This window comes from Actinomycetospora soli (assembly GCF_021026295.1).
GTDB lineage: Bacteria > Actinomycetota > Actinomycetes > Mycobacteriales > Pseudonocardiaceae > Actinomycetospora > Actinomycetospora soli.
Genome location: NZ_JAJNDA010000013.1, coordinates 53,718 through 74,910, shown reverse-complemented (window position 1 = coordinate 74,910; position 21,193 = coordinate 53,718). Strand labels below are relative to the sequence as shown.

Below are 21,193 nucleotides of genomic sequence, written 5' to 3'. Positions count from 1 at the left end.
CGCCCGTCCGAGCCGGTCATGGTCCGGCTCGGCTGGTGTAGGTGTGGCCGGTCGGGGTGGTGGTCCGGACGGTGTGGGGATGCGGCCCGAAGCCGTCGTGGAGCAGTTCGGTGACCCACCCGGGCAGTTCTTTGAGGTGGTTGCCGCGCACGCAGTTCCCGCGCCCGTTGCCCAGGCTGGTCGGGCCACCGGCTCTCTTGCCTTTGATGTGGTCGGTATGCCGGATCGGGGCCCCGCAGAACGGGTCGCGGCACATCCCGTGATCCCGCAGGGCGATCAGGGTGGCGAGGAACCCGTCGAAGTAGCGGCGGCGGGGGTCGCCGCCGACCAGGCCGCCGTGGGCGGGGTGGGCGAACAGCCGCCGCCACCAGCGGTGCCCGCCGGTGTGGCGCAGCAGGTCGGTGACGATCCCCGCCGGCAAGGGTCCGTGCCCGACGAGTTCGCCGGGACTGGCGCTGTCGGGGTCGGTGATCGCGTCGAGTGGCAGGACGATGCCGACCTCGACGTTGACGTCCTCGGCCAACACTTGTCCGGTGAGTCGTTCGACGAGGGTGTCGGCGATGATCTGGTCGCGGGTGCGGTCGTCGGTGTCCCCGGTCGCGATGAGGCTGTCGGCGTATTTCCGGAGGGCGGCGAGGCAGGCCACGCCCTGCTCCACCGGCAACAGCCCCGACAGCACGCTCATGGTGTCCGGCGCCGGTCGCAACGTCACCCGCCGGTCCTGGCGGGCCTTCCGGGCGCGGTCGGTGAAGCCTTGCGGGTCGGCCTCGTAGGCGAGTTTCTTCACCGCCGCCTCCGCCTGTTTACGGCCCATGCCCTCGAGGCCGAGTTCGGCGATCTCCTTGTCCACCAACGCCCGCAGCTCCGGGTCCAGGTGCGAGGTCACGGACACGACGTGTTCGGCGAGTTGTTCGCTGATCCGCCCCGCCACCAGCAGGGCCCGCGTGCACGGCAGATCCGAGGCGAGTGCACGCGCGACGCCGAGGCGGCGGTCTCCGACGTGCGGGGAGACGTGCGCGGCCAGCGCGATCTGGTCGGCGATCCCCCGGCCGAGCTTCTCGGGGTCCAACCGGCCCTCGGCGACGAGTTCGATCTGGGCTTCGACCTGAGCGCGACCGAACGCGACGATCGCAGTGTGCTGCGCCGCCGCCACCGCTGAACGCAGCTTCTCCAGCACAGCGATCCGGTCGACGCACGCCGCACCCCCATCGGACAGCGGGTCGGTGGGCAGCTCGGCGAGTTCAGCGAGGCGCGCGAGCAACGCGGTCAGCTCCACACTGACCGGGTCCACCACCTCGTTCGAACTCATGTTCGGAAGCTAGCAGCCACCCCCGACAATCACGGCCGTGTCCGGGCCCACGACCTGCGACGATGCGGCAAAGCTGTCACTGGACGCCGGCAACGACGCTTTCCTGTCACCGCCGGTGTCACCGCCGGCGGGCGACGCCCTCCGCCAGCCACCGGGCCTGCACCGCCGCGAGGTCCGGGCCGGTGGGCTGGGTGGCGTGGCTGATGACCAGCCGGACCAGGCCGTCGGCCAGCAGGCGCAGGTCCGGGTCGTCGCCGTGCAGGGCCGCGAGCTCGGCCGCGATCACCGCGACGCCCCGCTCGAGCACCACCTCCGGGCTCGCCGTCACCACCGGGAGCAGGCTCTCGCCCCCGTCCGCCGTCAGGATCGCCTTGAGCAGGTCGTTCGACGCGCCGAACTCCAGCGCGCCCACGACCCCGGCGACCGACCCCGCCACGAGGTCGTCCGCGTGGGCCCGCAGCTCGCGGCGGACCACGGCGAGGAACGCGTCGGTCTCCCGTCCGACCAGCGCGTCGCCGAGCGCCTGCTTGGTGCCGATCGCGTTGTAGAGGTGCTGGCGGCTGATCCCCGCCCGGCCCGCCACCGCGCCCATGGTCAGTGCCGACCAGCCCTGTGCGGTCGTGATCTCCCGGGCCGCGTCGAGCAACCGGGCGAGCAGCTCCGCGCGCGTGTCCTCGCGGAACGAGCCACCCGTCGTCATGAACGCGACCTTACAGAACCGGCCGCGGCGACAACGCCGTTGACAAACACGGCAGAGCTGTCAACGATTCGACGGCATGACGACGACCGCGGAGCCTGCCGACGACGGCCGGGTGCTCAGCGAGGAGGAGTCCCGCGCGATCCGCCGCGGGGTCCCGCATCCCCGCGTGCCGATGCCCGTCGTGGCGCTGCCGACCCTCGCCCTGTTCGTCGGGTCGCTCGCGGCCTGGCTCGGCGCGACGTGGTGGGTGCTGGCGGGCGACGACCCGTGGCGCTACGCCGTGACGATCCCGGTGCACGCGATCGTCACCTTCACGATGTTCACGGTCCTGCACGAGACCATCCACCTCGCGGGCGGGCGGTCGCGGCGGGTCAACGAGGTCCTCGGGCGCCTCGCGATGCCGTTCGTCGTCGCCTGGGCGGCCTTCCCGCTCGTGCGCTTCCTGCACATCGAGCACCACCGCAACACCAACGAGGACGTCGCCACCGACCCCGACGCCTGGTCCACCGCCGGGCCGAGCTGGCAGTGGCCGCTGCGCTGGATGACCCTCGACCTCTGGTACCTGCGGTTCTACGCGCCGCGCATCCCGAGCCGGCCGCGGGCGGAGCTCGCCGAGCAGGCCGTCGTGTCCGCCGTGGTGATCGGCGGCTTCGTCACGCTCGCGCTCACCGGGCACGGCTGGGAACTGCTGATGATCTACCTGGTCCCCCAGCGGATCGGCGTCGGCATCCTCGTCTGGTGGTTCGACTGGCTCCCGCACCACGGCCTCGAGGCGACCGCGCGGTCCGACCGCTTCCACGCCACCCGCATCCGCGTCGGCTGGGAGCGCGTGATGAACCCGCTGTTCCTCTACCAGAACTACCACCTGGTCCATCACATCCACCCGACGATCCCGTTCTACCGCTACGTGCAGGTCTGGCGGCGTTCCGAGTCGGACTTCCTCGAGCGGGACGTCCCGATCGCCACCGCGTGGGGCACGGAGCTCTCCGCCTCCGAGTACCGCGCCTGGCGCAGCATCATCTCGACCTACGACCGCGACGCCGACCTCCCGCGACTCCCCCACCGGCTGCGCGTCGAGGAGGTCCGCCGGCTCACCCCGGACGCCGTCTCGGTCACGTTCGCCGTGCCCGACGAGCTCCGGGAGGCCTTCCGCTTCCGCCCCGGCCAGCACGTCACCGTCGCCGCCACGATCGACGGGGAGCCGGTGCGCCGGAACTACTCGATCTGCACCGCGGCCGGCTCCGGCGTCCTGCGCATCGCGGTGCGCCGGGTCGAGGGCGGACGGTTCTCGACCTGGGCCCACGACGAACTGCGGGCCGGCGACGAGCTGGAGGTCACCCCGCCCGCGGGCTCGTTCACGCTCGACACCGACCGGCGGAACGCCCGCCACGTCGCCGCGATCGCGGCGGGCAGCGGCATCACGCCGGTCATCTCGATCCTGACGAGCACGCTCGACGCCGAGCCGCGGTCACGCGCCACGCTGCTCTACGCCAACCGCGACGCCGAGCACACGATGTTCGCCGACGAGCTCGCGATGCTGGAACGCCGCTACGAGGGCCGGCTCACGGTGGTCCACCACCACTCCCGCGCGAGCTCTTCCCGACGACGGGTCGTGCCCGGCCGGCTCGACGCGGCCCGGCTCGCCGAGCACCTGGGCGACCCGGCGCTGCGGGGCGCGGCGTGGTTCCTGTGCGGCCCGGTCGCCATGCTCGACGACCTCGAGCCGGTCCTGGCCGAGCACGACGTCACCGACGTGCGGCGCGAGCTGTTCGTCGCGCCCGACGACGAGCCGGGCGACCTCGGCGACATCGTCCCCGCCACCGTGGCGGTGACCTGCGGCGGCGAGACCACGGAGGTCGTGAGCACCGGCACGGCGTCGCTGCTCGAGAGCGCCCTCGCCGCCGGCGTCGACGCGCCGTACCTGTGCGCGGGCGGGATCTGCGGCACGTGCGTGGCCACCGTGACCGGCGGGCGCGTCCACATGCAGCAGAACTACGCGCTCTCCACCGAGGAGATCGCGGCCGGGCGGGTCCTCACCTGCCAGTCCCGCCCGACGACCCCGGAGGTCGCGGTCGACTACGACCGCTGACCGCCGGGGCACGACCTCACGCGTGCGCCTTGGCCTTCCGACGCCACTGGGTCAGCGGACGCTCGGTGTAGCCGTTGGGCTCGGTGCCGCCGGTGAACACCAGCTCGAGGGCGGCCTGGAAGGACTCGCTGCCGTCCAGGTCCGGGGCCATGGGCGGGTAGCCGTCCTGACCGGAGTTCTGCTCGTCCACCAGCGCGGCCATGCGGGCGAACGTCTCGCGGACGGTGTCGGCGTCGACGACGCCGTGCTCGAGCCAGTTCGCGATGAGCTGGCTGGAGATGCGCAGCGTGGCGCGGTCCTCCATGAGGCCCACGCCGTCGAGGTCGGGCACCGTCGAGCACCCGATCCCCATGCCGACCCAGCGCACGACGTAGCCGAGGATCGACTGCGCGTTGGTCTCCAGCTCGCGGCGCACGTCCTCCTCGGACAGCGTGCTCGGGTCGGAGAGCGGCAGCTCGAGCAGGTGGCGGCGGTCGGCCACGGGGCGCTGCGCGATCTCGTCCTGGACCGCGTGCACGTCGACGCGCAGGTAGTGCAGCGCGTGCAACGTCGCCGCGGTCGGCGAGGGCACCCACGCCGTGTTCGCGCCGGCCTTCGGGTGGCCGATCTTCTGCTCGAGCATCTCGGCCATCGCGGCGGGCTTGGCCCACATGCCCTTGCCGACCTGGGCGTGGTGGGAGAACCCGGCCGCCAGCGCGACGTCGACGTTGCGGTCCTCGTAGGTCTGCAACCACGTCGTCGACTTCATGTCGCCCTTGCGCAGCACCGGCCCGGCGGCGAAGCAGGTGTGGATCTCGTCGCCGGTGCGGTCGAGGAAGCCGGTGTTGACGAAGATGACGCGGTGCGCGGCGGCGCCGATGCAGGCCGACAGGTTGACCGTCGTCCGCTTCTCCTCGTCCATGATGCCGATCTTGAGGGTGTTCGCCCCGAGGCCCAGGGCCTCCTCGACCGCCGCGAACAGCTCGACGGTCAGCGCGACCTCCGCCGGCCCGTGCTGCTTGGGCTTGACGATGTAGACGCTGCCGGCGCGGGAGTTGGTGTGCGGGCCGAGGCCGCGCAGGTCGTACAGGGCGGCGACGGCGCACACGAGCGCGTCGACGACGCCCTCGGCGGTCTCCTCGCCGTCGGCGGTGAGCACGGCGTTCGTCGTCATGTGGTGGCCGCAGGTGCGGACGAGCATGAGCGAGCGACCCGGCAGCGTCAGCGCCGAGCCGTCGGCGGCGGTGTACTCGCGGTCCGGGTGCACCCGGCGGGTGACGGTCTCGCCGCCCTTGCTGAACTCCGCGACGAGGTCGCCGGTCATCAGTCCGAGCCACGTGCGGTAGGCGAGGGCCTTGTCCTCGCCGTCGACGGTCGCGACCGAGTCCTCGAGGTCGACGATCGTGGTGACCGCCGACTCCAGCACGACGTCGCTGACGTCCGCGTGGTGCTGCCGGCCGACCTGCGTCGACGGGTCGATCACGAGGTCGACGTGCAGACCGTTCCGGACGAGCAGGACGCTGCCCCTCCCGTCGCCGTCCGGGGTGTTGAAGCCCGCGAACGACGACGGGTCCGTGAGGCCGACCGTGCCGTCCGCGGTCTCGGCCGTGAGGCCGTCGGTCGAGGGCCGGTACGCGGTCACGTCGGCGTGACTGCCCCGTTCGAGCGGGAACAGCTCGTCGAGCAGCTGGTCGGCGGCCTCGATGACCTGGGCGCCGCGGCGCTCGTCGTACCCCTTCGCCGGCTCGTGGTCCTGGGGCAGCGCGTCGGTGCCGTAGAACGCGTCGAACAACGACCCCCAGCGGGCGTTGGCGGCGTTCAGCGCGAAGCGGGCGTTCGTCGAGGGCACCACGAGCTGCGGGCCGGGGACCTCGGCGATCTCCGGGTCGACCCGGTCGACGTCGATCGTCGGTACGCTCGACGGCTCCGGCTCGAGGTAGCCGAGCTCGCTGAGCAGCGCCTCGTAGTCGTCCCGGGAGCCCGCACCGTGCTCGGCGTGCCAGGCGTCGATCTTGCCCTGCAGCCCGTCGCGCTCGGCCAGGGCCGTCGCGATCCGGGGAGCGAACCGCTCCTGCAGGTCGGCCAGGGTCGACCAGAACTGCTCGGGGGTGATCTCGACCTGCGCGAGCAGCTCGTCCTCGACGAACGCGCGCAGGTGCTCGTCGACCTGCAGCCCGGACCGCTCGACCATCTCGGACACTGAAGGACCGCCTCTCTCGCCTACTGAACCCGTCTCCCGACCCCTGTTCCCCGCTGGAGCCGTCCGACAACCGGAGCGCGGGCTTGACAGTGGGAACGTCGCTCGCCAGCATCCTCGTCTAATCCAGATTCGAAACGACCTCTGGCGCGCGGTCGCCCGGCCCTCGGAGAGCGATGACGAAGCACGTCCAACTCGCCTGCGCGTGGAGCGGGCTGGTGGCCCTCGTCGTCGCGCTCGTCGGTTTCACCGTGGCCGGAGTGCTGCCGTTCCCGCCGGGCGCCGACCTCTCGGCCGAGCAGACGGTGCGGTTCTACGCCGACGACCCGGCGGGGGCGCGCATCGGCTTCATGCTCGCGAGCGTCGGCGTCGGGCTCGTCGCGCCGTTGATCGGCGTCATCGCCGTGCAGATGCTGCGGATGGAGGGCAGGACCCCGATCCTCACCTTCACGCAGATGGTCCTCGGAGCGGTCACCGTCGTCGCGCTGGTCGTGCCGACCATCGTGCTCAACGTGGCCGCGTTCCGGCCCGAGCGCGACCCGGAGATCACCCAGGCGCTCACCGACCTCGGCTTCATCCTGTTCTTCACGCCGGTCATGCCGTTCCTGCTGCAGAACGTCGTGATCGCCGTCGCGGTCCTCGGCGACCGGAGCCCGACGCCGGTCCTGCCCCGCTGGGTGGGCTGGGCGAACCTGTGGATCGGGTTCGTCTTCGTGCCGGCGTTGATGGCCTACTTCTTCCGCTCCGGCCCGTTCGCCTGGCAGGGCGTGTTCGTGTTCTGGCTCGGCTTCGTCGGCTACGGCACCTGGCTCGTCGTCATGAGCCTGAGCGTCCGGCGCGCGGTCCTCGCGCAGTACGCCCCCGCGCCGACCGCGACGGCCTCCCCGTCGATGGCCTGACCGCGGTGACCACCGACGCCGACCTCCCCCACTTCCTGGGCGGGCCTCCGGAGCACGCCGCCGTCGACGACCTCGGCGACGTCGGCGATCCGGCCCCGCGCCCGCCGTCCGATCCGCGGGTGCCCGGTGAGCCGGGGCTCTGGGTGTTCCTGCTCGGCGACCTGACGGTCTTCGGCGCCTTCTTCGTCGGCGTACTGGTCTCCCGGCTGCGGGAGCCGGAGGTCGTCCGAGAGTCCGCCGCACACCTCCGGCCGGCGCTCGGCGCCCTGAACACCGTGGTGCTGCTGACGAGTTCGCTGCTCATGGTCGCGGCCGTCGGGGCCCACCGGAGCGGGCGGAGCGCGGCGGTCGTCCGCCGCCTGCTCCTCGGGGTCCTGGCGTGCACCGTGGTGTTCGCCGCGGTCAAGGTCGGCGAGTACGCCCACCTCCTCGGCGCGGGCCTCGAGCCCACGACCACCGTGTTCTTCACGCTGTACTTCGTCCTGACGGGCATCCACCTGCTGCACCTGGTGGTCGGGGCGGGCCTCGTCCTCGCGCTGACGCGCCTGCTGTCGCGGTCCTCCCGACGCCGGGTGGCACTGGTCCGTGGGGTCGCGTCCTACTGGCACATGGTCGACCTCCTCCGGATCGTGCTGTTCGGGCTGCTCTACCTGGTGGCGGCCTCGTGAGGACCGCGGGCCCGCTCCTCGGACGCCGCACGACCCTCGTCTGGGCCGCGCTCGTGGCGGCGACCGCGCTGAGCTGGTGGCTCGGTCCCGGCCGCGGCCTCCTCCTGCCGACGCGGGTCGCGGCCGGCGTCGTCCTGCTCGTCGCCTGGGTCAAGGTCTGGTTCGTGGGCGCCGAGTTCATGGAGCTGCGGGCGGCGCCGCCGTGGCTGCGCCGCGGTGTCGCGACCTGGCTGACGGTCGTGGGCGCGACCACCGTGGTCCTCGCGATCCTGGTCTGACCGCCGACCCGCCCGGTTCGGGGATTGTCGGGGGCGGTCGTGGGGGCACCTGGACCCATGGCCGCAACACGGGAGGACGCCGACCGCACGAGCGGAGCGCTCGGCGTGCCCGACGTCGTCGCCGCCGTCCAGGACCTCGCCGAGGACCTCGGGTGGCAGTGGGAGACGCTGGCGGGCCTGCGCCGCACCACCGGCGACGCGGGCGGCTGGACCGCGACCCTCGACGTCGTCGAGACGAGCCGCGTGCCCTCGACCACGGACGTCATCGGGGTCTACGAGATCGAACTCGACGAGGAGGCGGGGCTGCTCGGCTTCCGCCGCCTCCGGCACTACGTCCGGGGGCAGGGGGACAACCGCCGGGACTGAGGCGGCCCGCTCACCGCGACGCCTGCCACGCCGCGGGCGGACGGCGCTCGTGGACCCCCAGCACGCCGACCACGACGAGCCCGGCGAGCAGCACCGGCACCAGCGCCCACGCCGGCCCGACCGTCAGGACAAGCAGGGCACCGACCAGGGCGCCGACGAGCATCGTGGCGACCGCCAGCAGCCGACGGGTCAGCACGCGGGCGCCCTGCCGTCGCACGTCGGCGCCGAGCCCGGTGATCGTCATCGTCAGCACGGTCGGCAGCGGGCCGTGCACCGGCCCGCGGGTCAGCGCCCCGTCCCACTCCGCCCTCGCGACCATGCGCGTCAGCGTGCCGCCCCGGGCGCTCCCCCGCGTCGGTCGATCGACCGAAGCCCGCGGTCGGGGTCCGGAGCCGGGCCCGGTCTCAGACCTGCGCGTACCCGCCGTCCACCGCGAGCTCGGAGCCGTTGACGTAGGCGGAGGCGTCCGAGGCGAGGAAGACCGCCGCGGCCGCGATCTCCCGGGGCTCGCCGAGCCGACCGAGCGGGATCGAGGCCGCACCGGCGGCGAGGTCGTCCGCGGGCACCAGGTCGACCAGGCCCTGCGTGCGGGTCGAGCCGGGCGAGAGCAGGTTGATCCGGTAGCGGCGCTCCCCGGCGCCGTGGGCGAACCCGCGCACGAGGTTGCGGACGGCCGCCTTGGTCGCCCCGTACACGGGCAGGAACGGCTCGGGGCGCGAGGCCGCCGTCGACCCGGTGAGGATGATCGACGCCCCCGGCGAGAGCAGCGGCAGCGCCTTCTGCACGGTGAACAGCGAGCCCTTGACGTTGGTCGTGATCATCGCGTCGACCTGCTCCTCGGTGATCTCCCCGAGCCGCCCCACGATCCCGATCCCCGCGTTGGCCACCAGGACGTCGATCCGGCCCGCCTGCTCGGCGACCGTCGCGTAAAGCGCGTCCAGGTCGTCGAGCCGCCCCACGTCGCACCGGACCCCGGTCACGGCGGCTCCCAGCTCGGCCTCGACCTCGTCGAGCTGCTCCTGACGACGACCGGCGACGAACACCCGCGCACCCTCGGCCACGTAGGCCCGCGCGATCGCCAGGCCGATGCCCGCGTTCCCTCCGGTCACGACCGCGACCCTGCCGTCCAACACCGTCATGGCGACCTCCCGTTCTTGACTGATCGGTCCATATCAACGGATATGGACTGTCCGGTCAAGAACTCGGGACGGTGTCCCGTGACACCGCCGGGAGGTCAGGGCGGGGGCAGCAGTCCGCGGAGCAGGGTCTCCGCCATCCCCGCCAGGGCGGCCGGGTCCTGGCCGACCCGCCCGAGGACCAGCAGTCCGAGCTGGCCGGCGAGGACGGCGGGGGCGGCCTGCGCGGGGTCGACGTCGGGGTCGACGTCGCCCTCGCGCTGCGCCCGGCGGATGGCGTCCACCAGCAGGGCGGTGGTCGCGTCGTAGCTGCGCCGGGCCTCGGCGGCCGCTTCGGGCAGGCTCGAGGACAGCTCCATCGCCGCGTTCGCGAGCAGGCACCCCCGCCGGGCCTGGACCCCGTCGGGGTCACCCGCCGGTCCGGTCACGAACCCGCGGATCACCTCGACCGCGCGGTCGGCCTCCTCGAGCCGGGCTCGCAGCATCCGGTCGTTGGCCTCGTCGTAGTCCCGCAGGACCCGCAGGAACAGCCTCCGCTTGTCGCCGAAGGCCCCGTACAGACTGCCCTTGCCCAGACCGCTGGCCGCCAGGAGGTCCTCGAGTGACGTCCCGGCGTACCCGCGGTCCCAGAAGGCCGCCTGCACCGACGACAGGACACGCTGCTCGTCGAACTGGCGTGGGCGTGGCACACGGGCACGGTACGCATTCTGGACCGGACGGTCCACGACCGGTCACGGACGGACCCCGGCCTCACTCCGGACCCGGCACGCCGGTCAGGCCGAGTTCCTCGTTGTCGAGCTCGGCCTGGACCCGCAGCACCACCTCGTCGTCGATGACGCCGTCGTCGCGCAGCGCCAGCAGCACCCGGCGTCGTTCCCGGACCAGCGCGCCGGACCGCCGTCTCGACGTCGTCGTCCAGCCGGCGACGGTCGTCGTCGCGGACCGCGCCCTGCCGGGAGCGGCGGTCCTCGTGCTCGGCGCGGAGCCGCTCGACGAGGGCGTCCGGGGCGCCGTGGTGGGCCGCGGCGTCGGGCAGGATCGCGAGCGCCCCGTCGAGCGTGCGGGCGTGGGCCAGGGCCATCTCCTCCTCGGCCGCGACGTCCGGGCCGTAGCGGGCGACGCGCACGACGGCGGGCAGGGTCAGGCCCTGCACGACGAGGGTCACGAGGATGACCCCGCAGGTGATGACGAGGAGCAGGTCGCGGTCGGGGAACGGCGACCCGTCGACCGTCGTGAGCGGGACGGCGAGGGCGATCGCGAGCGAGACGGCGCCGCGGAACCCGGACCAGGCGAGCGGCAGCCGCTGCCGGGCCGACATCCGGCGGGGCCGTTGGCTCGCGCGCCGGTCGATCAGCCGGATCAGGTGGGGCACCACGTTCAACCACGCGAGGCGGGTGAGGATCACCGCCGCCGAGACGGCCAGCGCCGCGAGGACCCCGAACCCCAGGGTGCGCGACGACAGCCCGGCCACCGCGGCCGGGAGCTCCAGCCCGACGAGGAGGAAGAGCGTCGCGTTGAGCAGGAAGGTCGTGATCCGCCAGAACGCGTGGGCCTGCACGCGCGTGCGGGCCCCGATCGTCCGCGGTCCGACGCGCGCGAGGGCGAGCCCGCACACCACCACCGCGAGCACGCCGGACGCGTGGATCTCCTCCGCGGCCAGGAGCGCGACGAACGGGGTCAGCACGCTGATCACGCTCTCGAGCAACGGGTCGCGCGCGAGGCGCCGCACGGCCGTCGCCACCCACGCCAGGACGAGCCCGATCGCGATCCCGCCGAGGTAGGAGACCGCGAAGTCGCCGAGCACGGGCAGGGCCTCGAACGCCTCCGCGCCGGTCGCCACGCCCACCGCCACCCCGAAGAGCACGAGCGCGGTCCCGTCGTTGACCAGGCTCTCCGCCCGCAGCATCGTCAGCGGCCGCCGCGGGAGCCCGCGGGCCACGGCCGTCACCGCGGTCGCGTCGGTCGGCGCGAGGATCGCCCCGAGGACGAACCCGACCGGCCAGCTCAGCCCGAGGACGAGGTGCGCGGTCGCCGCCACCGCCGCCGCCGTCGCGACGACGAGGAACACCGACGACAGCACGAGCGTGCGCAGGTCGTTGCGGATCGACCGCAGCGAGGTGGTCAGCGCCTCCCAGTACAGCAGCGCCGGCAGGAACAGGAGCACCACGAGCTCGGGCGGCACCCGGATGCCCGAGGTGACCGGCAGGAAGCCGAGCGCCACGCCCCCGACGATCAGCAGCACCGGCCCGTTGAACCCGGTCCGCCGCGCGACGATCTCGGCGAGCACCACCGCCACGCCGCAGAAGACCAGCACGGCGAGCCCCGTGATGTCGTACATCACGCCATCTTCACACCGATCCGCGCCGTCGCGGCCGGGCTCGAGGCCGGGGTCGGCCGCCGGCTCACCAGGCCGGCAGTCCGGGCAGCTCCCCGTCGTACCGGAGACCGTCCTCGACCTCGCCGCGCGCGAGGAAGGGCAGCAGCTCCTCGTACCAGCCCTCGACCCGGTGGGCGCCGTCGCCGACGGTCCACTCCTCGCCCTCGCGGGCGACGACGTGCAGCCCCGGGCTCCGCGGGTCCGCCCGCAGCCGCTGCACGCCGACGTCGATGCCGTCGACGGTCGCGTCGGTCGCGGCCTCGTGCCACTCCCACGTGGTGGCCAGGTCGTGGTGGTGCACGATCAGCTCGGTCGTCCGCAGGGCCGGGAGCGCGAACACGCCGATCTCCCCGGCGGTCGTCGGGACGGTCTCCCGCTCCACCCCGCGGCGCAGCCCCGCCAACGCCGCGGCCAGTCGGCGGTCGGCGGCGTCGAGCGCCGCGGCGAGCTGCCGGGCGGACCGGTCCGCGACGGTGGCCTCGAGGTCGACCGCGCGCTCCCCGGGCTCGTCGCCGGTCACGGCGGCGGTCGCGAGATCCGTGAGGACGTCCGCGCCGTGCGCGAGGTGGGCGATCACGTGCGCCCGCGTCCACCCGTCGCAGCGCGACGGCTTCCGGATCTCATGGTCGGTGAGGCTGGCGATGGTCGCCATGGCCATGCCGGCCTCCCGGCCCAGCACGCCGAGGTCCCCGGTGAGGGACCGCGCGGACCTCGCGACCGAGTCCATGTCGGTCACTCCTCCTCCTGGTGCAGGCGGGCCAGTTCGGTGCGCGACCGGACGCCGACCTTGGTGTAGATGCGGGTCAGGTGGTACTGGATCGTCTTCGGCGAGACCTGCAGCTCCGACGCGACGTCCTTGTTGGACATCCCGGTGCTGACGAGACGGACGACGGCGGCCTCCTGGGCGGTCAGGCCGAGGGCGTCCCGCTCGCCCCGCTGGTGCACGCCGGCCGCCCGCAGCTCCCGGTCGCAGCGCTCGACGTAACTGGTGGCGCCGAGGGCCGCGAAGAGCTCACGGCGTCGGCGAGGACGTGTTCGACTCGGTCGAGGCTCTGCGTCATCGCATCCTCCGGGAGGTGGTGGGTGGTGTACCCCGAGAATTCCTCGCGATGACCTGGGCCACTCCGGGCAAGTGGCTAGTCCTGACCCAGGGCTTCCGGCGCGCCCGAGGTGTCGCACGTCACTCGGGCCCGGCGTCGCGGACCGCGTCCCGCGTGCGATCCGCGCCTGCGGAGGGTCTGTGCCGGACCGGACCGCAGACGGCCATCGGTGCTGGTCAGGGCCTCGTGGCCACGATCGGTCGTGCCCCGCTAGATTCGCGGCCGCCCTCCACGACCCGGGGGCGGAGAGGAACGACCGTGACCGCCCCGACCAGCAGCGACCTGGCGTCGCTGCTCCGGACCCGCTCGTTGGACGACGCCGCGCTCGCCGCGGCGAGCGTCGACGCCCCCGACCACGCCGTGCTGCCCGAGGCCACCGTGGTGAAGGTCGGCGGCCAGAGCCTGATGGACCGGGGCGCCGCCGCGGTGCTGCCCGTCGTCGAGGAGCTCCTGACGGCCCGGGGGCAGCACCAGCTGCTCATCGGCACCGGTGGCGGCACCCGCGCGCGCCACGCCTACTCCCTCGCCGCCGAGCTCGGGCTGCCGACCGGCGTGCTGAGCGACGTCGGATCCGCGGTCGCCGGCCAGAACGCCACGATGCTGGGCTACCTGCTCGCCCGCCACGGGATCCCGGTCGTCGCGCCGAACGCCTTCGCCTCGCTCCCCCTGCAGGTCGCCGAGGTCGGCGCGGCGATCTTCGCCGGCATGCCGCCGTACGGCATGTGGCAGCGCGTCCCGGGCGAGGGCGTCATCCCGCCCTACCGCACCGACGCCGGCTGCTTCCTCGTCGCCGAGACCTACGGCTGCCGGCAGATAATCTACATCAAGGACGAGGACGGCCTGTTCACGGCCAACCCGAAGAACGACCCCTCGGCCACCTTCATCCCCGAGATCACCGTCGACGAGCTCCTCGCCCGCGACCTGCCCGACCTCGTGCTCGAGCGCGGGATGCTCGAGCTGCTGCGCGACGCGCGCCGGGTGCGTTCCGTCCAGGTGATCAACGGGCTCGTGCCCGGACGCATCACCGCCGCCCTCGCCGGCGAGCACGTCGGCACCATCATCTCGGCGTAGAGGAGACCACCATGAGCGACACCAAGGACGTCCCCTCGGCGCTGATGCGCCAGACCCTGCTCGACCGTCAGCTGGTCCGCGAGGCCACGGACGTCGAGCACGGCCCGATCCGGCTGCTGCCCTGGCTCGACGTGGTCGTGCTCGGCGGCTCCACCATCATCGACGGCGGCCGCGACACGCTGCTGCCGGTCGTCGAGGAGATCCGTTCGCTGCTCGGGTCCCGCCGCATGCTCATCCTGACGGGCGCCGGCGTGCGCGCCCGGCACGCACTCGGGGTCGGGCTGGACCTCGGCCTGCCCACCGGCGCGCTCGCCGGGCTCGCCGCCACCGAGGCCGAGCAGAACGGGCACCTGGTCGCCGCGCTCCTGGCGGGCGAGGGCGTCTCCTACCTGCCGCACGGCGCCGTCGCCGGGCAGCTCTCGGTGCACCTCGCCGCCGCGCCCGCGGTCGTCTCGAACGGCTACCCGCCCTACGGCGTGCACGAGTTCACCTCGCAGCGGACGAAGCTGCCGCTGCACCGCACCGACGCCGGGGCCCTGCTGCTCGCCGACGCCCTCGGCGCGCGCTCGGTCACCTACGTCCGCGACGCCGACGCGCTCGCGCGCTTCGCGGGCGCGGAGCGGGTCTCGGCCAAGGAGCTGCGGACCACCGACGCGGACCTGCCCCTCGACCGGATCGTCGGGGAGCTGCTGGAGCACGCCAAGCACGTGCGCGAGGTCCGGGTCGTCGACGGCACCTCGTCGGGCCAGCTCGGCAGCGCGATCGCCGGCGAGCCGGCGGGCGTCGTCGTCCACGCCTGAGGCGTACCGACGGGGAGTGCGGCGGGGTGCGTCATCGATGGCGCACCTCGCCGCACTCGCGGCGGCCGGGTCAGTCGTCGGTGACCGGCCAGCACATCCGCACGGTGGTCCCGTCGTCGCCGGCCTCGATCGAACTGCGCTGGGCGAGGCGGCCGATGAGGTCGATGCCGCGGCCGCGGAAACCGGGGTCGCCGCGGGGCTGCCACACGCCGTTGTCGGCCACCAGCACGGCCACCCCGCCGCCGCAGGCACGCGGCCCCGCGACGAGTTCCACGCTGCAGTCCCAGTCCGGGCAGGCGTGCTCCACCGCGTTCGTCACCGCCTCGTCGACGACGAGCAGGATCGACTCCGCGGTCTCCTGGTCGACCCCGCTCGCGTCGAGCCAGTCCTGCATCCGGCGCCGCAGGGTGCGCACCGTGTCCGGCTCGGCGTCGAGGCGCTCGAGCACGCCCACACCGCGTGCGCGCTGCCGCTCCGGCCAGCACACGCAGGCCGGCCCCTCGGTTCGCGGTGCGTCGTCCGCCGGGGTCACCTGCGTCGGTCAGACCGTGTGTCGGTACCTGCCATGAGCCGTGGCTACCCGTTCCGGACCAATCCGACCGTCCGCGCGACCGGCGTCCTGCGCCACAAGTCTTACTTGTTAGTCAGCACGCAAGTTGGCTAGGGTGGGGGTCCCAGACCGCGAGGAGATGCCCGTGCCGACCACCCACCTCGATCCGAGCCGACTGCGGGCCACCGGCGGCGTGTCGCCCGACCGGCCCGTCACGATGCTCAACCTCGTGCGCTTCCGCGAGCAGGCCGAGTACGGCCCCGCCAGCGGGTACGCGCCCTGCTCGGGCCGCACCGCGTACCTGGAGCGCTACGTCCCCGCCTTCCGGGCGATCGCCCCGGCCTTCGGCGGCACGACGCCGGTGTACGTGGGCGAGGCCCACGAGCTCCTCGTCGGCCCCGACGACGAGCACTGGGACCTCGTCGCGCTCATCCGCTACCCCGACCTCCCCACCCTCAGGGCCTTCCTCGACGACGAGCGCTACCTGCGGGAGGCCGCGCCGCACCGGATCGCGGCGCTCGCCGACTGGCGGTTCCAGGTCACGTCCGCGCCGTGACCGGGCGGGCATGTCACCATCTCCGCGATGAGCGAGCCCGGCTGGGTCCACCACGCGATCTGGTGGCACGTGTACCCGTTGGGCGCCGTCGGCGCGTACCCGGCCGACGAGCCGCCCGGCCCGGAGGAGCACCGGCTGCGCCGCCTCGTCGGGTGGCTGGACCACGTGCAGCGCCTCGGCACGAACGGCGTCCTGCTCGGCCCGGTCTTCGCGTCGAGCAGCCACGGCTACGACACGACCGACCACCTCCGCGTCGACCCGCGCCTCGGCGACGAGGACGACCTGGACCACCTGGTGGCCGAGGCGCACGACCGGGGACTGCGCGTCCTGCTCGACGGCGTGTTCAACCACCTCGGCCCGGAGCACCCGCGGGTGCTCGGCGCCCGCGCCGACCCCTCCGGCCCGGACGCGGCCTGGTTCCGGCACGCCCCCGACGGTGGGCTCGCGACGTTCGAGGGCCACCCCGGTCTGCTGGCCCTCGACCATGGCCGCCCCGAGGTCCGCGACCACGTCGTCGAGGTGCTGCACCACTGGCTGGACCGCGGGATCGACGGCTGGCGCCTCGACGCCGCCTACGCCGTGCCCGCCGACTTCTGGGCCGACGTCCTCCCCCGCGTCCGCGAGCGCCACCCCGACGCCTGGTTCCTCGGCGAGGTGCTGCACGGCGACCACGCCGCGATCGCCCGCGCGACGACGATCGACTCGCTGACCCAGTACGAGCTGTGGAAGGCGATCTGGTCGAGCCTCCACGACCGCAACCCCCACGAGCTCGCCCACGCCCTGCGCCGCCACGAGGAGTTCCTCGCCGCCGAGGTGCCCGCCACCTTCGTCGGGAACCACGACGTCACCCGCATCGCGAGCCGGCTCGACGACCGCCGGGCGCTGCCCCTCGCCCTCGCCGTGCTCTTCACCGTCGCCGGCACGCCCACGGTCTACGCCGGCGACGAGTTCGGGCTGACCGGGGTGAAGGAGGACCGGCACGGCGGCGACGACGCCGTCCGTCCGGAGTTCACCGAGCTCCCGCCGCCCGGCGCGGACCTCGACGTGCTGCACCACCACCAGGAGCTGATCGGCCTCCGGCGCCGGCACGACTGGCTGCACCGCGCGCACGTCGAGGTCGTCCACGTCGACCACGAGCGACTCGTCTACCGCAGCCACCTCGACGACCACGCCCTGCAGGTCACCCTCGACTACGGCGACGGCCACCGGGCCCCGAGCTGGTCGCTCGAGGACTGACGGCGCCGCAGCGAACACCGGGGGCCGTGCTTCTTGCTGGAGAGGAGCGCGGTGTCGAGGCGGCGGTGGGTCAGGTGCGGCTCGGCGACGTCGACGACGACGCGGTGGAACGGCCGACCGCTGAGATAGACCACGACCAGGTCGGTCCCGCCGTGCACGGCCCAGAACTGACGACGCTCGCCGATCCCCCAGCACCCGGTGCGCCACCGCCGCGGCCAGCCCAGCGCCGGGGCCGCGAGGCGGGGACCGGAGGCGAGGGCGTCGGCCCGGCGCATCACGCGCGCCCCGAGCACGCGGGCGAACGGCACGACGAGTTCGCGGCGGCCGCCGGCGAGGACGTCGATCCCGGAGAGCCGGACGGTGAAGCCCGTCGAGCCGACGTCGAGCCCTACCGCCATGACCGCCCCCGAGGAATCGCGGACCGTGCTCCCCGGGATCGAGGAACAGACCGTTCGGTCCTTGAGTCGGTCGCGCGCCCCGTGCAGTTATCCGACACGCCGGAGCCGGGGCGAAGTTGGGCCGCCCGGCGGCGACCGGCGGCTCAGTCGGACGCCGCGACGCCTCCCGGATCCGGCCGAACGGGCGCCGGCGCGACCGCGCGCCACCAGGGCGACCCGGAGGCCCCGTCGGGAACGGAGAGGTCGAGGCGCCGCCCGAGGGCCGGGAGCGCCAGCCGGGCGCCGTGGGTCCGCGCCGCACGCAGCGTGCGTTCGGCGGGCTCGGCCCAGGGGTGGAAGCCGAGCGCGAAGGTCGCCCAGTGCACCGGCAGCATGACCGCGCCCCGCAGCGCCACGTGCGCCGCGACCGCCTCCTCGGGCGTGGTGTGGATGTCCGGCCAGAGCTCGGCGTAGGCCCCGACCGGCATCAGGGTGAGGTCGAACGGCCCGTGCGCCTCGCCGGTGCGCGCGTGGACCTCGCTCGCCCCGGTGTCGCCCGCGACGTAGACCGCGTGGTCCGGGCCCGCGACCCGCCACGCGGCCCACTGCGTGGTGTTGCGCCGCAGGCCCCGCCCGGAGAAGTGGCGGGCCTCGAGGCAGGTGAAGGTCAGCCCCGCGACCGCCGCGGCCTCCTCCCAGTCCCGCTCGACGATCCGCGCGGGTGCCACGCCCCAGCTGCGCAGGTGGGCCCCGACCCCGAGCGGCACGACGAACGTGGCGGCGGTGCGCCGGGCGAGCCCGACCACGGTCGGGCGGTCGAGGTGGTCGTAGTGGTCGTGGCTGATCAGCACGACGTCGGGCTCGCCGACGGCCGTGACGGGCACCGGCGGCGCGTGCAGGCGCCGCGGGCCGAAGCCGGGCACGGGCGAGGTGCGCGTCGACCAGACGGGGTCGACGAGCACGCGCCGGCCGTCGACCTCGAGCAGCACGCTCGTGTGCCCGAACCACGTCACGGCGAGCCGGCCGCGGTCGGTCCCCGGCGGCGTGGTCACGAGCGGGATCGGGCGTGGCGGAAGCCCCACCCGCCGTCGTCGCAGCACCATCGTCGCGATCTGGCGCGCCGTGAGGTCGGGCCGCGGCAGGCCCGGCTCCCGGTTGGCGAACGCCCCGTCGCGCGCGTGCGGCGAGCGCTGCGCGAGACGGCGGAGCACGGCGCGCCGGGCGCCCATGTTCCGGCGCACGTGCAGCCCGAGGGCCGCCGCGCCGAGGGCGGAGGAGGCACCGAGACCGAGCAGGACCGCGCGGGGGGAGCGACGCACGCCGTCAGCCTCGCACCTGGTCACCCCTCGCGGCCGCCCGACCGTTCCGGCGGGAAGGGCATCTGCGGGTGGTGGGGCACCTCGGGCGAGGACGTGTCGAGCGGTACGGACGCCGACCGGACGAGACCGAGCTGGGTCGACTGGCGCGGCAGGAGGGCGTCGAGGACCCAGTCGGCGGCGGTGCGCACACGGTTGCCGGGCATCGAGAGCAGGTGGTAGCCGCGCGCCACGGTCTTCGCGGGGAGGCGGGACAGGCGCAGGCGCAGGGGGTTGGCCGCCGCGTCGGTGCCGCCGAGGTCGACGACGAACCCGAGGTCGCGGTGCCGGTAGCGGCGCAGCCGCCGTCCCCGCAACGACGCCGCGACGTTGCGCCCGGCCAGTCGGCCCTGCCGCTCCGCGTGCTGGGCGGTCATCGCGGTGTACTCCCCGGGCCGCGTGACGTCGGGGACGGCCGCGGCGTCGCCGCAGGCGAACACCTCGGGACGGCCGGGCACCGACAGGTCCTGCTCCACCACGAGCCGGCCCTGCGCGAGGTCCAGCCCGACGCCCTCGACGAGCGGATCGGGGCGGACCCCGACGCACCAGACGACGGTCCGGGTCGGCACCCGCTCCCCTCCGTGCAGGTGGACGCCGTCCGCCGTCGCCTCCTCCACGGTCTCGCCGGTGCGCACCTCGACGCCGCGCTCGCGCAGCACCGTCTCGGCAGCGCGCCCGAGGTGCCGGTCCAGGCCGGAGAGGACCTCGCCGCGGGTGACGAGCAGCCAGCGGACGGCGTCGTCACCCAGTCCCCGCGCCCGCGCCAGGTCCCGGGTGAACAGGACGCCCTGCGCCGCGACCTCCGTGCCCGTGTAGCCCGCGCCGACCACGACGAAGGTGCACCGCGCGCGCCGCTCCTCCGGGTCCTCGGCGGCGACCGCGAGGTCGATCTGCCGGATCAGGTGGTCGCGCAGGTAGAGCGCCTCGGGGATGCCGCGGAAGCCGTGGGCGTAGGTGCTGAGCCCCGGGATCGGCAGGAGCTTGTGCACGCTGCCGACGGCCAGGACGAGCCGGTCGTAGCCGCTGGTGTGGTGGTGGCCCTCCGGGTCCATCCAGCGCACCCGTCGCCCGTCGAGGTCGATGTCGTCGACCTCGCCGTGGACGTGGGTGACCGAGCGCGGCAGCGTGGCGCTCAGCGACACCGAGATCCGGCGCGGGTCGAGCACGCCGGCGGCGACCTCGGGCAGCAGGGGCAGGTAGAGGAAGTAGTTGGTGGGGCTCACCAGGACGACCTCGGCGTCGTCGGCGAGGGTCCGGGCGAGGGCCTTCACCGCGTGGTAGCCGGCGAAGCCGCCGCCCACGACCACGACCCGGGGCCGCCGAGCGGCGTTCGCCGTCGACCCGGGACCGTTCTCCGTGCTGGTCACGGGCGCAGCTTCCCGGTGCGCCTCCCCGACGAAACGGTGCTCAGCCGCGGGCGTGCTCCCGCACCAGGGTGACGAACGTCGACGCCGCCGGGGCGAGGACGCCCGCCACGTCATGGCCGCCGTCGCGGAGCACGAGGTAGAGGCAGCGTCGGATCGGGTCGCCGTCGAGGCGGACGGTGCGGACGTCGTCGCGTCCGTGTCGGTCGAGCGCCCACGCGCTGACGACCCCGACCCCCTCGCCCGCGGCCACCGCCTCGATCAGGCCCTCGTTCGTGTCGCGGATCGTCCACTGCTGGTCGGAGATCAGTGGCGTGCCCCGGTCGGCGAGGGCGTCGGCGAACGAGCGGCGCGTCCCCGAGCCCTCCTCGCGCTCGACCAGCGGCGTCGCGGCGAGCTGCGCGACGCTCACCGACGCCGCGCCGTCCAGCGGGTGCCCGGCGGGTACGGCCAGCACGATCTCGTCGGCGCCGACCACCTCGGCGACGAGGTCCCCGCCGTCGGGCTCGACCCCGGCGAAGCCCACGTCGGCGTCGCCGCCGCGCAGCGCAACGAACACCCCCGCCGAGTCGGTGCCGGTGACCTCGACGGAGAACTCGGGCTGCTGGGCGCGGAAGCGCTCCACGAGGTCGGGGACCAGGAACTCGCCGGGGATGCTGCTCGTCGCGACGGCCACCACCTCCGCGGCGGCGTCGGTGTCCTGCGGGGCCATCGGGGGTCCTCCTCGGGTCCGGGTGCCGGTCGACGGAGGCGTACCCACCTGCGGGGGTCGTCACGGGGCGGAGC

22 protein-coding genes and 2 pseudogenes are annotated in these 21,193 nt (G+C 74.2%); 9 read left to right on the top strand and 15 right to left on the bottom strand.

Going from position 1 to position 21,193, the window contains the following annotated elements; all coding sequences use genetic code 11:
• Positions 1-16 precede the first annotated feature (16 nt).
• Positions 17-1,309 (bottom strand): DUF222 domain-containing protein, encoded by a 1,293-nt coding sequence (locus LN037_RS20825; protein ID WP_230756228.1) that lies wholly within the window; start codon positions 1,307-1,309, stop codon positions 17-19.
• 118 nt (positions 1,310-1,427) lie between these two features.
• Entirely contained in the window at positions 1,428-2,009 is a 582-nt protein-coding gene (locus LN037_RS20820; RefSeq protein ID WP_230756226.1) for a TetR/AcrR family transcriptional regulator, read from the bottom strand.
• Positions 2,010-2,085: 76 nt separating this feature from the next.
• On the opposite strand from LN037_RS20820, the gene LN037_RS20815 reads away from it, so the two are divergent.
• Positions 2,086-4,098, top strand: coding sequence for a fatty acid desaturase (locus tag LN037_RS20815; protein ID WP_230756224.1), 2,013 nt, complete (start codon positions 2,086-2,088; stop codon positions 4,096-4,098).
• A gap of 16 nt (positions 4,099-4,114) precedes the next feature.
• On the opposite strand, the gene LN037_RS20810 is transcribed toward LN037_RS20815, so the two are convergent.
• Complete coding sequence (locus tag LN037_RS20810) at positions 4,115-6,268, bottom strand: malate synthase G (RefSeq protein ID WP_230756222.1); 2,154 nt, start codon at positions 6,266-6,268, stop codon at positions 4,115-4,117.
• Between the two features lie 182 nt (positions 6,269-6,450).
• Here LN037_RS20810 and LN037_RS20805 point away from each other — a divergent pair, with 182 nt between their 5' ends.
• Genes LN037_RS20805 through gvpO form a run of 4 tightly spaced genes read left to right on the top strand, consistent with a single transcriptional unit; the run spans position 6,451 to position 8,485 of the window.
• Complete coding sequence (locus LN037_RS20805; RefSeq protein ID WP_230756220.1) at positions 6,451-7,173, top strand: hypothetical protein; 723 nt, start codon at positions 6,451-6,453, stop codon at positions 7,171-7,173.
• 5 nt (positions 7,174-7,178) lie between these two features.
• A complete protein-coding gene (locus LN037_RS20800; protein ID WP_230756219.1) occupies positions 7,179-7,841 on the top strand; it encodes a cytochrome c oxidase subunit 3 in 663 nt (220 codons plus the stop codon).
• A complete protein-coding gene (locus tag LN037_RS20795; protein WP_230756217.1) occupies positions 7,838-8,119 on the top strand; it encodes a cytochrome C oxidase subunit IV family protein in 282 nt (93 codons plus the stop codon). Before LN037_RS20800 ends, LN037_RS20795 begins: the two co-directional genes overlap by 4 nt.
• 57 nt (positions 8,120-8,176) lie before the next feature.
• Positions 8,177-8,485 (top strand): gas vesicle protein GvpO, encoded by a 309-nt coding sequence (gene gvpO, locus LN037_RS20790; protein WP_230756215.1) that lies wholly within the window; start codon positions 8,177-8,179, stop codon positions 8,483-8,485.
• Positions 8,486-8,495: 10 nt separating this feature from the next.
• On the opposite strand, the gene LN037_RS20785 is transcribed toward gvpO, so the two are convergent.
• The 7 genes and pseudogenes from LN037_RS20785 to LN037_RS33775 form a co-directional block, all read right to left on the bottom strand.
• On the bottom strand, positions 8,496-8,804 hold the full coding sequence (locus tag LN037_RS20785; protein WP_230756214.1) for a DUF1275 family protein: 309 nt from the start codon (positions 8,802-8,804) through the stop codon (positions 8,496-8,498).
• A gap of 85 nt (positions 8,805-8,889) precedes the next feature.
• Entirely contained in the window at positions 8,890-9,624 is a 735-nt protein-coding gene (locus tag LN037_RS20780) for an SDR family NAD(P)-dependent oxidoreductase (protein ID WP_230756213.1), read from the bottom strand.
• A 95-nt stretch (positions 9,625-9,719) separates the two neighbouring features.
• Complete coding sequence (locus LN037_RS20775; protein ID WP_230756567.1) at positions 9,720-10,106, bottom strand: TetR family transcriptional regulator C-terminal domain-containing protein; 387 nt, start codon at positions 10,104-10,106, stop codon at positions 9,720-9,722.
• Between the two features lie 87 nt (positions 10,107-10,193).
• A pseudogene (locus LN037_RS33780) lies at positions 10,194-10,265 on the bottom strand (TetR/AcrR family transcriptional regulator); the annotation flags it as partial.
• Positions 10,266-10,588: 323 nt separating this feature from the next.
• A pseudogene (locus LN037_RS20765) lies at positions 10,589-11,959 on the bottom strand (Na+/H+ antiporter); the annotation flags it as partial.
• A 64-nt stretch (positions 11,960-12,023) separates the two neighbouring features.
• The gene (locus tag LN037_RS20760) at positions 12,024-12,725 is read right to left on the bottom strand and encodes a maleylpyruvate isomerase family mycothiol-dependent enzyme (protein ID WP_230756565.1); all 702 of its coding nucleotides are present in this window, start codon (positions 12,723-12,725) and stop codon (positions 12,024-12,026) included.
• A gap of 5 nt (positions 12,726-12,730) precedes the next feature.
• Complete coding sequence (locus LN037_RS33775; RefSeq protein ID WP_230756212.1) at positions 12,731-12,943, bottom strand: helix-turn-helix domain-containing protein; 213 nt, start codon at positions 12,941-12,943, stop codon at positions 12,731-12,733.
• Between the two features lie 413 nt (positions 12,944-13,356).
• Between LN037_RS33775 and LN037_RS20750 the strand changes: the two genes are divergently transcribed.
• The gene (locus LN037_RS20750) at positions 13,357-14,169 is read left to right on the top strand and encodes an amino acid kinase family protein (RefSeq protein WP_230756211.1); all 813 of its coding nucleotides are present in this window, start codon (positions 13,357-13,359) and stop codon (positions 14,167-14,169) included.
• Between the two features lie 11 nt (positions 14,170-14,180).
• Positions 14,181-14,969: an amino acid kinase family protein gene (locus LN037_RS20745; protein ID WP_230756209.1), complete on the top strand. Its 789-nt coding sequence runs from the start codon at positions 14,181-14,183 to the stop codon at positions 14,967-14,969.
• Between the two features lie 70 nt (positions 14,970-15,039).
• On the opposite strand, the gene LN037_RS20740 is transcribed toward LN037_RS20745, so the two are convergent.
• Positions 15,040-15,417, bottom strand: a complete 378-nt coding sequence (locus tag LN037_RS20740) for an ATP-binding protein (RefSeq protein ID WP_230756207.1) — start codon at positions 15,415-15,417, stop codon at positions 15,040-15,042.
• Positions 15,418-15,664: 247 nt separating this feature from the next.
• Between LN037_RS20740 and LN037_RS20735 the strand changes: the two genes are divergently transcribed.
• Together LN037_RS20735 and LN037_RS20730 are read left to right on the top strand one after the other, a co-directional pair.
• Positions 15,665-16,075 (top strand): DUF1330 domain-containing protein, encoded by a 411-nt coding sequence (locus LN037_RS20735; protein ID WP_230756205.1) that lies wholly within the window; start codon positions 15,665-15,667, stop codon positions 16,073-16,075.
• Between the two features lie 27 nt (positions 16,076-16,102).
• Positions 16,103-17,311, top strand: a complete 1,209-nt coding sequence (locus LN037_RS20730; protein ID WP_230756204.1) for an alpha-amylase family glycosyl hydrolase — start codon at positions 16,103-16,105, stop codon at positions 17,309-17,311.
• On the opposite strand, the gene LN037_RS20725 is transcribed toward LN037_RS20730, so the two are convergent.
• From LN037_RS20725 to LN037_RS20710, 4 genes are all read right to left on the bottom strand, one after another.
• Entirely contained in the window at positions 17,266-17,709 is a 444-nt protein-coding gene (locus LN037_RS20725; protein WP_230756202.1) for a hypothetical protein, read from the bottom strand. The two genes, LN037_RS20730 and LN037_RS20725, sit on opposite strands and share 46 nt — an antisense overlap.
• 143 nt (positions 17,710-17,852) lie before the next feature.
• Entirely contained in the window at positions 17,853-19,007 is a 1,155-nt protein-coding gene (locus LN037_RS20720; protein ID WP_230756200.1) for an MBL fold metallo-hydrolase, read from the bottom strand.
• 20 nt (positions 19,008-19,027) lie between these two features.
• A complete protein-coding gene (locus LN037_RS20715) occupies positions 19,028-20,410 on the bottom strand; it encodes an NAD(P)/FAD-dependent oxidoreductase (RefSeq protein WP_230756198.1) in 1,383 nt (460 codons plus the stop codon).
• 40 nt (positions 20,411-20,450) lie between these two features.
• Entirely contained in the window at positions 20,451-21,119 is a 669-nt protein-coding gene (locus LN037_RS20710) for a LysR substrate-binding domain-containing protein (RefSeq protein WP_230756196.1), read from the bottom strand.
• Between the last annotated feature and the right edge of the window lie 74 nt (positions 21,120-21,193).